Origin of the sequence: Flavobacterium sp. UBA4854 (genome assembly GCF_002399805.1) — a bacterium.
GTDB lineage: Bacteria > Bacteroidota > Bacteroidia > Flavobacteriales > Flavobacteriaceae > Flavobacterium > Flavobacterium ginsengisoli.
The window spans coordinates 23,146-37,197 of sequence record NZ_DHEI01000017.1 but is presented as its reverse complement, the minus strand read 5'-3'; the positions used below and the strand labels follow the sequence as shown (position 1 = coordinate 37,197).

Below are 14,052 nucleotides of genomic sequence, written 5' to 3'. Positions count from 1 at the left end.
TTCCAATAACTATATCGGGATTCACCAAAAATTTCAGCCATAACAAAATCTCCTTTTTCTTTATAAAGATTTGACAAATAGCTTCTGCTCCATGAAGAAGCATTTTGATAACGAAATGTGTCTCCTTTATAATTTTTAGGAAGTTCATAATATAGCCAATTCAAATCGGCTAGAATTGTTTTCTCATTTTTATCTGTCAGCTTATCGATCTTGCTTAAATTATTTACAAAACGCAATAAGCGAAGTTGCATTCCTGCCAATTCTGTTTTCGGAAGTGTTTTTTCAGCTTTCGTATAATTCTTATCCGCATTCGCATAATCGCCTTTTAACGATTGAAGATATCCAATTGCAATGTCCCACAAATATGGCTTTTCAGTATTTCCAGCAGCAGAAATTTTCGCTATCAAATCAACAGCGCTATTGTCTACTTTTGTTTTATTTTCTGCTTTATTTTCAGCAACAGTCTGTGGTTTTGGTTTCTGATTTTCTCCTTGCCCATCTATCTGAAACGAATTATTTATTTTTTGTTCCAGCGAATTAACCAGCCTTGTTGCTAAATAATTTAAATGCTCACTTTTCGGATCTAATTCATAGATTTTCTCAATGGCTTGTTTTTCATCTTTATAATATCCGTGAATTGCCCACAGCGCAGCTTTTTCTTTATTATTTTTTGCCATTGCCAAAGCCTTAGTCCAATCTGACTGATTTTTTGGCTTAAAACTATAAGCTGTCACCACTCTTAATTCTGGACATTTATCAAAAACTTGAGCGTATAAATAATTCGAAGTCGCAAATTTTTTCTGTTTATAATTAATTCCAGCAACATATGCCAAACCGCGATAATACAAAGTGTTTTTAGCAACTGAGCTTTCTGTTTTATTAAAAAAATCAATTGCTTTTTGCTTGTCGTTACTATAAAAACGCGCTTTCATGGTCAAGAACCAATATCTGTTTTTCAAAAACGGATCCGATAAAGTATTATACACATTTTCTATGGACTGAATCATCTTGGCATCATCGAATGTTTTTGCCACAACAGGATCGTAGCTCCAATAATCTTCACCAATTGAAACCGTTTCTATTTTTTGAGCCAAATACAAAAATTCGACAAAGTTCTTCACTTTCTCATCTTTCAGATTAAGCTTTTTGCCCCATTTTTGCGTGCTTTTATTTTCTTTTTTCGTTTTATAATAAACATGCAAGCCTTCAATTTCTTCTTTATTTTTGATGGTATTTTTGTCATCAGAATAATATCTTGGCTTTTCATCTCCAATTAAGAAATAATTGACTGTTGTTGTGTCGACTTTTCCTTTTAAATAATCTGCCCAATCTGATTTTATATTTTTATTAAAACGAGAATTATGTTGGGTATCAAAACCAATTCCGTAGAAAATTCCGCCCGACAAAAACAAAGGCGAATACGATTTATCGGCAAAAGTTTCTGGAGTAAAATTTGAATTGTAAGAACCTAAATAATCCCAATCTCCATCAGCGCAGGCGTATATAATTCCGAATGCAGAAAGCAAAACGGCACTAGAAGCAAGAAATAATCTGCTTAAAAGTATTTTTTTCATAATTGTTTAAATTGAATTCGTCTAAATCGTAAAATATAATTTCGTTTGGCTTTTCGACAAGATGATCTTGCAAATCTTCTGCCATTTCTTTTAAATCTTCTGTTTTAATTTCTTCTATTTTCAAGAGATCATTTTCTTCATAAAAAACTCCATTTTTATAATTGGATTGTTTTACTCTGAAAAAAATCGGACTTGTTTTTTCAAAATTGGAATCTTTCTCTAGTTCACTGCTATTCATTTTAGAACGAAGTCCTATCACTTTGTTATTTCTTATATGAACTCCCCACGAATAAATTGGAAACGCGAAATCTAAATGTAGCGGATATCTTTTTAAACTTTTAAGATATTTTTCTGCTACTTTCTTATCATAAATAGAATTTAGAGAATCGGGCGCAATTGATCCCATATTATAATACATCAAAACTCCAGAATCGACATTTGGAATTTTTGTCTTTTTGAAGTATTTCACTTGATGCAATCGAATCGTCGCAGAAAGCTTCTTTTTCGAAAGCTTTTTAAAAACCTCAATAAATTTCAGGTAATTCTCTTTGCTTTTTAAAGTCCAATCGCAGTCAATTTGAATTTCCTGACACTCAATTTTGTTTTTAATATTGATTTGCTCAATAAAACCAAACGTTTTTTGAGCCAAATCGTTTACATCCAAATTGGGTTGTAACATGACTTTGTTCTGAATAAAAACAACCGGAACAATTTTATATGCTTTGGGATTTTCTTCAAAACGAACAGGACTTATCGGAATTGGAAAATTTGATTCTGGATGAAGCCCAATGTCAAAATATCGTATATAAAGTTTTTGAACATTGTTATTGATTAATGCTTCTTTTTCTGTTTTTGAAAATTTGAAAATTGTTTTCCAGTAATAAAAAGAGATTACTGGCTTTTCACTTTTAGTGCATGACAGCATTAAAAAGAGAAACGAAACTAAAAAAAAACGCTTAAACAAAACTTTAGATAATTATATTTTAGAGCAAAAGTAAGAAATTATATCGCCTTAAAGCGTTTGAAACCCTAAAAACTTACAAGGAATCTAAAAGTGCCAAATCCTAATAAATGGCTAAAAAATTTCGATTAAAGCAAATATAATCGTTATTTTGTGCAATCAAATTGAAAAACCATTATGTTGAAAAACACTCTAAAATACATTGCATTTATAATTTTAATCTCAATGATAAGCTGTGCCAAACGAGGCAGCATTACCGGCGGTTTAAAAGATACATTGCCGCCTGTTTTAATATCGAGCATTCCTAAAAATTTTTCAACCGATTTTAAAGGAAATACTATCACTTTAAATTTTGACGAATATGTCAAACTTAAAAACACAAACAAACAGCTAATTATTTCTCCTCCTTTAAAAAATGAGCCGTTAATCACTCCTACGAATGTTAGTAAGTTTATAAAGATTCAAATTCGAGATACTTTACAGCCAAACACGACTTATAGTTTCAATTTCGGACAAGCAATTACGGATAATAATGAAGGGAATCCTTTAAATCAGTTTAAATATGTTTTCTCTACTGGACCTTATATTGATTCCTTAAAACTGAGCGGAAGAATTAAAGATTCTTATGGAAAATATGTCGACAATTTCGTTTCTGTAATGCTATACGAAGTAAATGACAAATTCAAAGATTCTACTATTTACAAAGAATTTCCTCGTTACATAACTAACACTTTGGACAGCATGCGAACTTTTCAGTTTGAAAATTTAAAAGAAGGAAAATATCTTTTAGTAGCATTAAAAGACAAAGGATCGAACAACAAATTTAATCCGAAAGATGATAAAATCGGATTTTTGAAAAATTACATTACCATTCCGACAGATTCTGTTTATGACTTAGAATTATTTAAAGAAACATTGCCTCTAAAAGTTTTCAAACCTATTCAGGCCTCAGGAAATCGTCTATATCTTCCTTATGAAGGAAAACAGAATTTCAAGAATTCGAAACCGAAAGTTGTTCTTAAAAACGGCAATGAGGTTCTGGAAACTATTATAACGCAATTCCCAAAAAAAGATTCGCTTCAAGTTTGGTACAAACCAATAAAAGTAGATTCTTTATCGATGGAAGTTGAAAAAGGAAGCTATAATAAAAAGTTTTCTTTCAAGATTAAAGCTTTGAAAAAAGATACTTTAAATATTAAAGCATTACAAAATGGGCAGATTAATTTTAGAGAACGTTTTACTTTAGAGACCGAAACGCCACTGGTAAAATTTGACAAATCTAAAATTACATTAATAAACAAAGACTCTATTGCTGTTCCTTATACAACAGAATATGATGAATTTGACCAGAAACTTTACATTGATTTCAAAAAAGAGCCTTTAGACAAATATAGTTTCACTTTCTTGCCAGGTGCTTTGACCGATTTCTATGAAAAATCAAACGATACTTTGTCTTACAAACTAAGCACAAAAGAATATGCCGATTACGGAAATATTATTTTGACTCTTAAAAATGTAAAACGCTTTCCTATAATTGTCGAATTGACCAATAAAAAAGGAGACGTTGTTTTGGCAGAAGGGTATTCTGAAGGTGCAACTACATTAGAATTCAATCTACTGCAACCAGATGTATTTACTGTTCGCGTTATTTACGATGACAACAAAAACAAGCAATATGATACAGGTAGTTTCTTAGAAAAGAAATATGCCGAAGAAGTATTTTACAATCAAGAGGAATTTGATGTCCGTGCCAATTGGGATCGGAACGAAACAATTGACCTGAGCATTCCGTTTAATCCAGCAGTCGAGAAAAAAGAAGACGATAAAAAGAAAAAAGAAGCAGAAAAGAAACGGAAAGCTTTCTAGAGTTTAATTTCAAACTGATCTTTATCGCTTAAAAAGTCTAATTTTTTACGCGTTTCATACATGGTGTTTTTGTCTAATTCAATGACAAAAACACCATTTTTTTCTTGCGGTTCTAAAACATAATTCCCTAAGAAATCTATCGCCTGCGAATGTCCAATATGTTCATAATCGTGAGCATCATTACCAATTCTATTTACTCCAACTACATACGAAAGATTTTCTATAGCGCGAGCTTTTAGTAAAGCATCCCAAGCATTGGTACGTACTTTTGGCCAATTGGCAACATATAAAATGAGATCGTAATTTTCTACATTTCGTACAAAAACAGGAAATCTCAAATCATAACAAATCTGAAGGCATATTTTCCAATCCAGATAATCGACAATAACTTTTTGATTTCCGCACGTATAAACCTTGTCTTCGCCTGCGAGTGAAAACGAATGTCGCTTATCATAATATTGAAATTCGCCTGACGGGAAAACAAAAATCATACGATTGTAATATTTTCCATTTTCTGTAATGACAACACTTCCTGTGATAGCTACATTTTTTTGTTTTGCTTTCAATTTCATCCATTCAATTGTGTCTCCCTGCATCGTTTCCGCAACTTCAGAAGCATTCATTGTAAATCCGGTCGAAAACATTTCAGGAAGTACAATTAGATTGACCTCCGATTGAATTTCATTGATTTTTGAATCAAAATTTTCTCGGTTTTTACTGGCATTCTGCCAAAAAAGATCGGTTTGGATTAAAGCAATTTTCATTTTTAAATAATATGAAAGTCAAAAAACGATTTGAAATTAGATTACAACCAAACTCGGAACAGCGCTTTTATATGCCGCTAATTTGCCGCTTGTTGGCTCTTCTTCGGTAATAACATAATTTACCTCAGACAAACTTGCAATTTTCATTTTAAGAACTGTATTTAGCTTTTCAGTAATGGTTAAAACTGCTGTTTTTTTTGAAGCTTGAATCATTGCCTTTTTTACCTGAACCGTTTCCCAGTCAGAATCAGAATAACCTCCGTCTACATCTAAAGCATTTGTTCCTAAAACCAATAAATCGGCTTTTATATTGGCTAATTGATGAAAAGCTTCCCCACTTACACACATTTGACTGTAAGAAGAAATACTGCCGCCAATCATGATTGTTTTTATATTGGGTTTATCTAAAAGCTGAACTGCTGTTAAGGCTGTAATAGTAAAAACAGTCAAATTAAGATCGTTTGGTATTAATCGAATGAACTCACGAATCGTTGTTCCTCCATCAACAATTAAAACCATTCCGTCATGAAGAAGACCTACAGCTTTTTGTGCAATAACTTGTTTAGCTTCTACAGCATAAGTTTGATTGGAAGAAGAATAGTGATATCCTTTGGTCATCGCGCCACCTTTTACTTTAATTAAAAGCGAATCGGCATCAAGCTCATTAATATCACGACGAACAGTATCTTCAGAAACTCCAAGTTTTGCCGAAAGAGTTTCAAAACTCACACGTGTATGCAAGTTAATCTCTTTTAAAATATGATTTTTACGTTCTTCTTTACTGTAATTTAAAACTTCATTTTCAGTGCTCATGCCATTTAATTTTTTCTACTTACAAAAGTAAGAATTTAAATGTAGCCCACGAAGTCGTTAAACCTTAAAAAAGGACTTCATAAGGTAATGGTATTTGTTTAAATAACAAATTAAAGACAAAACAACAATACAACAGCTTCGTAGTCTAAACCAACAAAAAAACGCATCCAAATTAATGAATGCGTTTTTTCAAATATACTAAATTGTATTCTTTATCCTTTTAAACTTGCTGCTAAATACTCACGGTTCATACGTGCAATATTTTCAAGCGAGATTCCTTTTGGACATTCGATTTCACAAGCTCCTGTATTTGTACAGTTACCGAAACCTTCTAAATCCATTTGGTGAACCATGTGTAAAACACGATCTGTTGCTTCAACTTTACCTTGTGGCAATAATGCATATTGAGAAACTTTTGCAGAAACGAATAACATTGCTGAAGAGTTTTTACAAGTTGCAACACAAGCACCACAACCAATACAAGCAGCAGCATCAAATGATTTATCTGCATCGTCTTTGTTAACTGGAATAGTATTCGCGTCGATTGTATTTCCTGAAGTATTTACAGAGATAAATCCTCCTGCGTGCTGAATTCTGTCAAAAGAACTTCTGTCAACTACTAAATCTTTAATTACTGGGAAAGCTTTTGCTCTAAATGGCTCAATAAAAATCGTATCGCCATCTTTAAACATACGCATGTGCAACTGACAAGTTGTAACTCCTCTGTCTGGTCCGTGTGCTTCACCATTGATGAATAAAGAACACATTCCGCAGATTCCCTCACGACAATCGTGGTCAAATGCTACAGGCTCATCTCCTTTGTTGATTAGATCTTCGTTAAGAACATCTAGCATTTCAAGGAAAGACATGTCTGGTTCGATTCCATCGATAGGATATTCTACAATCCCTCCTTTATCTTGAGCGTTTTTTTGACGCCATATTTTTAATGTAAGTTTCATACCTTTTTCGTTTGAAAGTCATAAAGTCGAAAGTCGCAAGTCGCTCGGCACATTTTGCCTTTTGACTTTAAGACTTTGGGCTTTCGACCAAATTCTTATTTATAACTTCTTTGAACTAATTTAATGTTTTCGTAATTAAGAGGTTCTTTGTGTAATACCGCGTCACTTGGTTTTCCTTTGTATTCCCAAGCTGCAACGTATGCAAAGTTTTCGTCGTCACGAAGTGCTTCTCCTTCTTCTGTCTGGTATTCCTCACGGAAGTGACCTCCACAAGATTCGTTACGGTGTAAAGCATCTTTCGCGAACAATTCTCCTAATTCTAAGAAATCGGCAACACGAGTCGCTTTTTCTAATTCCTGATTAAATTCGTTAGCGTTTCCAGGAACTTTTACATCTTTATAGAATTCTTCACGTAAAGCAGCAATTTCTTCGATAGCTTCAGTTAAACCTTTAGCATTACGAGCCATACCTACTTTATTCCACATAATTTTTCCAAGTTTTTTATGGAAATAATCTACAGAATGTTTACCGTTATTATTGATAAACTTATTGATTTGATCTACAACCGCTTTTTCAGCTTCAACGAATTCTGGCAAGTCTGTAGAAATTTCTCCCATTTTAATATCTGGAGCTAAATAATCTCCAATAGTATAAGGCAATACGAAATATCCATCAGCTAAACCTTGCATCAAAGCAGAAGCACCAAGTCTGTTTGCTCCGTGATCAGAGAAGTTAGACTCTCCAATTGAGAAACATCCAGGAATTGTAGTCATTAAGTTATAATCAACCCAAGTTCCTCCCATTGTGTAGTGAACCGCTGGGTAAATCATCATTGGTGTTGTGTAAGGATCTTCGTCGACGATTTTGTAATACATTTGGAATAAGTTTCCGTATTTACTTTTCACGATTGCAGCTCCTAATTTAGTTACCAAAGCAGCATCTTTATCATCTAGACCTTTTACATAAGCATCTTCAGTTCCGTAACGTTTAATTGCAGCAGCGAAATCTAAGTAAACTGCTTCTCCAGTTTTGTTAACTCCAAAACCAGCGTCACATCTTTCTTTAGCTGCACGAGACGCAACGTCACGAGGCACTAAGTTACCAAATGCAGGATATCTTCTCTCTAAGAAATAATCTCTTTGATCTTCAGATAAATCGGTTGCTTTTTTCTTTCCTTCACGGATTGCTTTTGCATCCTCAAGATTTTTTGGAACCCAAATACGACCGTCATTACGTAAAGACTCAGACATCAAAGTCAATTTTGACTGGTGATCTCCTGAAACCGGAATACATGTTGGGTGAATTTGCGTGTAACAAGGATTTGCGAAAAACGCTCCTTTTTTATGAATTTTCCAAGCTGCTGTTGCGTTACTTCCCATAGCATTTGTCGAAAGGAAAAATACGTTTCCGTATCCTCCAGAACCAATTACTACCGCGTGAGCAGAATGTCTTTCTATTTCTCCAGTGATTAAGTTACGAGCAATAATACCTCTCGCTTTTCCGTTCACGATTACAATGTCAAGCATTTCGTGACGGTTGTACATTTTAATTTTTCCACGACCAATTTGACGGTTCATTGCAGAATAAGCTCCTAACAATAATTGCTGTCCAGTTTGTCCTTGTGCGTAAAATGTACGAGAAACCAAAGTTCCTCCAAAAGAACGGTTATCTAAAAGTCCGCCGTATTCACGAGCCAATGGCACCCCTTGAGCCACACATTGGTCAATAATATTACCTGAAACTTCAGCCAAACGATAAACGTTTGCCTCACGAGCACGGTAATCACCACCTTTTACAGTATCATAAAATAATCTGTAAATAGAGTCACCGTCTCCTTTATAGTTTTTTGCTGCGTTGATACCTCCTTGTGCTGCAATAGAGTGCGCACGACGTGGAGAATCTTGGAAGCAGAATGCTTTTACGTTATATCCTAACTCAGCCAAAGTAGCCGCAGCCGAACCTCCAGCTAAACCTGTACCAACTACGATAATATCTAGATTACGTTTGTTAGCAGGGTTTACTAAATTAATATGATCTTTATAATTTGTCCATTTGTCCGCAATAGGACCATTTGGAATTTTTGAATCTAATGCCATTATAATTGATATTAATTATTGAAATGATGAAATAAAGCGATAATTACGAAAAGCGCTGGAACTACAACTGCAAACCAGTAACCTACTTTTGATAAAAATCTAGAGTATTTGTTGTGCATCCCTACAGATTGAAGAGAAGATGCAAACCCGTGCCATAAGTGAAATCCTAAAAGGATAAAAGACACACAGTACAATGCTGTACGGATTGGATCGTGAAATTTGTGAACCAACTCACCATAATACCTTGTAGCGTCTGGCGCTGTACCTGCAATATATTTGTAGGTAACTTCAGGAAACCAGAAATCGTAGAAGTGCAATCCTAAGAAAGCTAAAATAACCAATCCAGAAATAATCATATTTCTAGAACTCCAAGAAGCGTTTGCGGCTCCGTTGTATTTAGCATAAGCAATTGGTCTTGCTGCGCTGTTTTGTGCTGTAAGTACAAATCCCATTACGAAGTGGAAAATTACTCCAAATGCCAAAACTGGCTGCATTACATACTGAATCAGCGGATTGTATCCCATAAAGTGAGAAGCTTCATTGAAAACATCTTCACTAAGAATAGAAATAAAATTTAAGGAAACATGCAGCGCTAAAAACGTGATTAAGAATATTCCCGAAAGAGCCATAGCCACTTTCTTTAAGATGGAAGCATTCAACTGTGCAGATTGTGCCATAAGTGTTAAGTAGTTTGTTTTAAAAAATTACACAAAAATAATTCAATTACGAAAGAACTACAACCATTTCGCTGTTATTTATAATGATTTTAAAATAGCACGATTCTACGTATTTTTACGTACAAAAATGAAGCTGCTAAAAAATAATTCACTATAGAAACTCTAAAAAACTGTTTTTTAAGCCTTAGGCCGAAAATTGGTTCTTAAGCAGATTACCAAAAATTTATCATATTGTTATTTTATTCAAAGTTTTGATTTATTTTCTTCAAAAGTGTTCTTCTACAGAAATTTTGTCTAAGTAAAAAATTGTCATTCCGCAACATAGTTTTACCTTTAGCGGCTCAAAAAATTAATAATGAAAACAGGAATTGATGCTATCTCTTTTGATGTAGCAAACATACATTTACCCATAAAAACTTTGGCAATCGCCAGAAATATTGAGCCAGAAAAATTAGAAAAAGGTCTTGGATTACTAAAAATGACTTTTCCAGATGTTCACCAAGATGCTGTAGTTTTTGGAGCAAACGCCTTAACAAAACTTATAGTTGACAATAAAATAAACCTGAACGAAATAAGCCGAATCTATGTTGGTACCGAAAGCGGCATTGACAGTTCTAAACCAATTGCTTCTTATTTAATTAGTTTAATGGAGCAAAAATTTGGCGAAGATGCTTTGGCTGAATGTGATGTTGTAGATTTCACTTTTGCTTGCATTGGCGGAGTTGATGCGATGCAAAACTGTTTAGATTTTGTAAAATTAAATCCAACTAAAAAAGCAATCGTAGTTACTTCTGATTTTGCAAAATACGATTTAAACTCAGGCGGAGAATATACGCAAGGCGCAGGAGCTGTTGCCATGTTAATTACTGCAAATCCAAAAATCATTGCTTTTGATGATAATTGGGCAACGAGCACAAAAGGTGTTTTCGACTTCTTTAAACCATACAGAACGATTTCTAAAGAAGAAATTACCAAAAACACAAACAATGATTCGTGGTTTGATAATTTAGAAGCCGAAATCGAAATCCATAAAGATCAGCCAGTTTTTGACGGACAATATTCGAATCAATGTTACATGGATCGTACGCGTAATGCGTATTTTTCATTCAAAAAATTAAAAAACACTACCGAAACTTTATATAACACTTGGCACAGTATTGTGATGCACTTGCCATATTCTTTTCAGGGAAGAAGAATGTTGTCTGAAATCTACGCTTTAGACAGTGCCGAAAAGATTATTGCTGATGATATTGCGCCAGCAGATTATCAGACAAAAATTAAAGAAGTAGCAAAATCTGATGATTACAGAAGTTTTGTAACCGAGAAATTACAACCTGCAGAATTGGCTTCTTCATTAATTGGAAATCTTTATACGGGTTCAATCTTCATGGGATTATTGTCAACTTTGGCTCATTTCTATGATACTAAAAAAGAAGTAGCTGGAACTAAATTCGGTTTCTTGGCTTATGGAAGCGGGTCTAAATCAAAAGTTTTTGAAGGAACAATTCAACCAGAATGGAAATCGGCTTTAGAAAACGTAAAACTTTTCGAAAACTTAGCCGAAAGCGTAGAAATTGATTTCAACACTTACGAAAGTCTTCATAAAAAAGAACAAAAACAAAGCGTAAGAACTCCGAAAAACGAATGGGTTTTAGATAGAATTGAAAAAGAGATTCCAGTTTTGATTGGAGCTCGTTATTATAAATGGGTGGACTAAATTCCAATATTTGAAATCCCAAATTCCAAATAAAAACCGAAGCATTTGCTTCGGTTTTTTGTTTTTATACCTTTAGTTTGTCATTTCGAGGAACGAGACTCGAAATGACAAGATTGTGTGCAAAAACCTTTGTCAAAGTTTAAAACTTTGACAAAGGCCACGACAAATAGAAAAACATTTTCTAATTATCGCATTGACATATTCTCTAATTAAATAATCAATCTTTTTTATGCTGTTCTGTATAATTTTGATTCCCTTTGATTCGAGTATCTTCCGTATGCATTCCGTTTGCCATTCCTAGCATAAAGGCTGTAATTACGATTATAAATTTCCTTTTTATCCAATGAAGAAGCGGTCGTTTAGATTGCTCCAAACGAGAGTTTTTATTTTGTTTATACATTTTGAAAATGATAAATGATTAGACATTATTGATCATCTATACTTAGAAATAATTTCTTAAGCGCTGTATAAACTTTTATCGAAGTGTTTTGAACTGATTATTTCATTTATAAAAACAGATTGATTTATAAATGACATTAGTTTTTGATGAAGCAGATTTTGAATTTTTAGCAGTTTCTTAATTTGAAAAGTAAAAACAGTTTCGGTTTTGATAAAATTCAAAACAATGGAAAATCTTATTTCATTCCAGGAAACAACTTGCCCGAATTTATATAAACGAGAACTTTTAAGCTCTATTTCTTTTCTTAAAACTACAAACGAAGACTGATAATATTCTGCCGATTTAGATTGAGAATATAAAGCACCATCACCCGCAATCACGACAAAAGTCAGAAAGAGTGCAATTAAGTATTTTATATGTTTTTTCAATTAGTTTTATTTTTGAATGGCGGATTCTTTAAACGAAAATACACATTTCAAATAAAGAAACCGAAGTAAATATTTCAACTTTTTTAATTTTCCACTCAGTTGTCATTTCGAGGAACGAGAAATCTCCACAAGAAGCTCCGTACAGAATGTCGCCAATCTTTGTAGAGCCACTAGTGGAGATTTCTCGTTCCTCGAAATGACAAGATTGTGTGCAAAAACCTTTGTCAAAATTCAATTAAAAACATAGCTATTACTAATCCTATGACTTTTCAATTCCTTTTTTACAAAACAACAAACTCAATCCCAAAACAAAAATTGCACAACTCAAAAACATCAAAAATCCATTTTTCAAAACAAAAAATGAAAATCCAACAGCAACCGAGCCCACAATTACCATTAAAGATTTTACGGTTTCTGTTTTTATAAAAGTAAATGCATGCAAAGCCAAACCAAGAAAAAGCAAAGAGGGACCAACAGCCACAAATGGATAAAAAATCAATGGAGAATTACTGATATGTTGACTTAATGCTTCTTTTGCGATTTCATTACTTCCGTAACTCGACATGATAAAATCGATTGTACAAAGTCCAATGTGGGCAATAACACCTAAAGTTGTCAGCGCAGAAGCAACTTTATTAATTTTCGTTTTTGGAAATGCATCATTAAACGATAATAAAAAACATGCGCCAATTAAATTGAACCAATGCGCAAAATCTACAGATTCGCTTAAACTTGGCAAAAGGCCTGAAAAAAATAAATAACTAACTAAAAAAAGTACTGCTCCGATCATGCAAGAATGTTTTGTTTTCATAATTTATTTTAAAAATTGATGAAGCAAAACTAAAATGAAACCTTTTCTAAAACCCCAATTTTATTGGCTTAGGTATAAAATGTATTGTTTTAGGTACGAAATTTACAACGCCATTAAAACATCTTTATAATTTCTCGAAACCGGAAGTTCTATTTGAGTCAAAATAATTGTATTTGCATTTCTCCAAGATTTAAAATGCGACGGATTTATTAAATGCGAACGATGAATTTGCACTAAAAAACCAAAATCGTCCTGAATTTTTTTGAGCGAGGAACGAATTAGTTTAGAATGAAGTTTTCCGTTTTCGAGATAAAAAATCTCAACATAATTCTGTGCATTCGAAATACAGACCAAATCGGCTTTGTTGATTTTTAGAATGTCTAATCTGTTTTCTCCTTTAAATAGCAAAACATCATCTTTTATCGGAATTAGTTTGATTAAATATCTTCTTGCGAGAATAATTACTGGAGTTAAAATTAGAGCGACTTTTATAAATATTATCGAAAAGAATTCTAAAAAATCATATCCGCCATTTAAAATTGGACTTTTATAAAAAGTAAAAACACCAATTAAGTAGAGTAAATGAAACAGAAAAATAGCCGTTATTTCTAAACCTATATTCCACTTCCCTATTCTTTCGTAAAAGCTTTTTTGAATAAACGCTAAGAAACCATAACACAAAAATGCCATTACACTAAAACCAAAACTGATTAAAAACCAAGCTCTAAAATTTATGGTTCCGTCGTCAAACGGTTTTATAATGAAAGCAAAAACAAAAAGCCATAAAGCAATTAGTAAACCAACTACGAGATTATGTTTTATGGAAATATTAAGCTGTTTCACTTGAATTAAATTTAAAGTTTCATTTCCATAATAGGCATAAAACGATTTTTTATTGCCGTTTCAAATTCTCCAATTTTTACAAATCCCATTTTGGCATAAAAATCCTCTGCATTTGGTTCTGAATCCAGCGTTATTTTTTCTAT

Annotated in this window: 13 protein-coding genes; 2 read left to right on the top strand and 11 right to left on the bottom strand. The window is 33.1% G+C overall.

The window, feature by feature from the left end; all coding sequences use genetic code 11:
• Together B3J44_RS01730 and B3J44_RS01725 are read right to left on the bottom strand one after the other, a co-directional pair.
• Window positions 1-1,574, bottom strand: a 1,574-nt coding sequence (locus B3J44_RS01730; RefSeq protein ID WP_286965231.1) for a hypothetical protein, incomplete at its 3' end; no start/stop codon positions are given.
• Window positions 1,534-2,538: a hypothetical protein gene (locus B3J44_RS01725; RefSeq protein WP_286965229.1), complete on the bottom strand. Its 1,005-nt coding sequence runs from the start codon at window positions 2,536-2,538 to the stop codon at window positions 1,534-1,536. The genes B3J44_RS01725 and B3J44_RS01730, both read right to left, overlap by 41 nt.
• Window positions 2,539-2,712: 174 nt before the next feature.
• On the opposite strand from B3J44_RS01725, the gene B3J44_RS01720 reads away from it, so the two are divergent.
• On the top strand, window positions 2,713-4,401 hold the full coding sequence (locus B3J44_RS01720; protein ID WP_278020237.1) for an Ig-like domain-containing protein: 1,689 nt from the start codon (window positions 2,713-2,715) through the stop codon (window positions 4,399-4,401).
• Here the strand turns inward: B3J44_RS01720 and B3J44_RS01715 are convergent.
• From B3J44_RS01715 to B3J44_RS01695, 5 genes are all read right to left on the bottom strand, one after another.
• Entirely contained in the window at window positions 4,398-5,165 is a 768-nt protein-coding gene (locus tag B3J44_RS01715) for a nitrilase family protein (protein WP_286965226.1), read from the bottom strand. The genes B3J44_RS01720 and B3J44_RS01715 overlap by 4 nt on opposite strands.
• 36 nt (window positions 5,166-5,201) lie before the next feature.
• On the bottom strand, window positions 5,202-5,978 hold the full coding sequence (locus B3J44_RS01710; protein WP_286965224.1) for a DeoR/GlpR family DNA-binding transcription regulator: 777 nt from the start codon (window positions 5,976-5,978) through the stop codon (window positions 5,202-5,204).
• 212 nt (window positions 5,979-6,190) lie between these two features.
• Window positions 6,191-6,937, bottom strand: a complete 747-nt coding sequence (locus B3J44_RS01705; RefSeq protein WP_286965222.1) for a succinate dehydrogenase/fumarate reductase iron-sulfur subunit — start codon at window positions 6,935-6,937, stop codon at window positions 6,191-6,193.
• 95 nt (window positions 6,938-7,032) lie between these two features.
• Window positions 7,033-9,033: a fumarate reductase/succinate dehydrogenase flavoprotein subunit gene (locus tag B3J44_RS01700; RefSeq protein WP_286965220.1), complete on the bottom strand. Its 2,001-nt coding sequence runs from the start codon at window positions 9,031-9,033 to the stop codon at window positions 7,033-7,035.
• A gap of 11 nt (window positions 9,034-9,044) precedes the next feature.
• Window positions 9,045-9,710, bottom strand: a complete 666-nt coding sequence (locus B3J44_RS01695; protein WP_198855361.1) for a succinate dehydrogenase cytochrome b subunit — start codon at window positions 9,708-9,710, stop codon at window positions 9,045-9,047.
• Window positions 9,711-10,065: 355 nt separating this feature from the next.
• Between B3J44_RS01695 and B3J44_RS01690 the strand changes: the two genes are divergently transcribed.
• A complete protein-coding gene (locus tag B3J44_RS01690) occupies window positions 10,066-11,427 on the top strand; it encodes a hydroxymethylglutaryl-CoA synthase family protein (RefSeq protein ID WP_286965217.1) in 1,362 nt (453 codons plus the stop codon).
• A gap of 217 nt (window positions 11,428-11,644) precedes the next feature.
• Here the strand turns inward: B3J44_RS01690 and B3J44_RS01685 are convergent, their stop codons facing one another.
• From B3J44_RS01685 to B3J44_RS01670, 4 genes are all read right to left on the bottom strand, one after another.
• Window positions 11,645-11,827 (bottom strand): hypothetical protein, encoded by a 183-nt coding sequence (locus B3J44_RS01685; RefSeq protein WP_198855359.1) that lies wholly within the window; start codon window positions 11,825-11,827, stop codon window positions 11,645-11,647.
• Between the two features lie 56 nt (window positions 11,828-11,883).
• Window positions 11,884-12,255, bottom strand: coding sequence for a hypothetical protein (locus B3J44_RS01680; protein WP_286965215.1), 372 nt, complete (start codon window positions 12,253-12,255; stop codon window positions 11,884-11,886).
• A gap of 259 nt (window positions 12,256-12,514) precedes the next feature.
• Window positions 12,515-13,066: a hypothetical protein gene (locus B3J44_RS01675; RefSeq protein ID WP_286965213.1), complete on the bottom strand. Its 552-nt coding sequence runs from the start codon at window positions 13,064-13,066 to the stop codon at window positions 12,515-12,517.
• A gap of 102 nt (window positions 13,067-13,168) precedes the next feature.
• On the bottom strand, window positions 13,169-13,909 hold the full coding sequence (locus B3J44_RS01670) for a LytTR family DNA-binding domain-containing protein (protein WP_286965211.1): 741 nt from the start codon (window positions 13,907-13,909) through the stop codon (window positions 13,169-13,171).
• Between the last annotated feature and the right edge of the window lie 143 nt (window positions 13,910-14,052).

Coding starts and splice junctions, on each gene's coding strand:
- B3J44_RS01705 (WP_286965222.1), bottom strand. CDS start 6,937: ATGAAACTTACATTAAAAATATGGCGTCAAAAAAACGCTCAAGATAAA.
- B3J44_RS01710 (WP_286965224.1), bottom strand. CDS start 5,978: ATGAGCACTGAAAATGAAGTTTTAAATTACAGTAAAGAAGAACGTAAA.
- B3J44_RS01720 (WP_278020237.1), top strand. CDS start 2,713: ATGTTGAAAAACACTCTAAAATACATTGCATTTATAATTTTAATCTCA.
- B3J44_RS01690 (WP_286965217.1), top strand. CDS start 10,066: ATGAAAACAGGAATTGATGCTATCTCTTTTGATGTAGCAAACATACAT.
- B3J44_RS01695 (WP_198855361.1), bottom strand. CDS start 9,710: ATGGCACAATCTGCACAGTTGAATGCTTCCATCTTAAAGAAAGTGGCT.
- B3J44_RS01715 (WP_286965226.1), bottom strand. CDS start 5,165: ATGAAAATTGCTTTAATCCAAACCGATCTTTTTTGGCAGAATGCCAGT.
- B3J44_RS01700 (WP_286965220.1), bottom strand. CDS start 9,033: ATGGCATTAGATTCAAAAATTCCAAATGGTCCTATTGCGGACAAATGG.
- B3J44_RS01675 (WP_286965213.1), bottom strand. CDS start 13,066: ATGAAAACAAAACATTCTTGCATGATCGGAGCAGTACTTTTTTTAGTT.
- B3J44_RS01685 (WP_198855359.1), bottom strand. CDS start 11,827: ATGTATAAACAAAATAAAAACTCTCGTTTGGAGCAATCTAAACGACCG.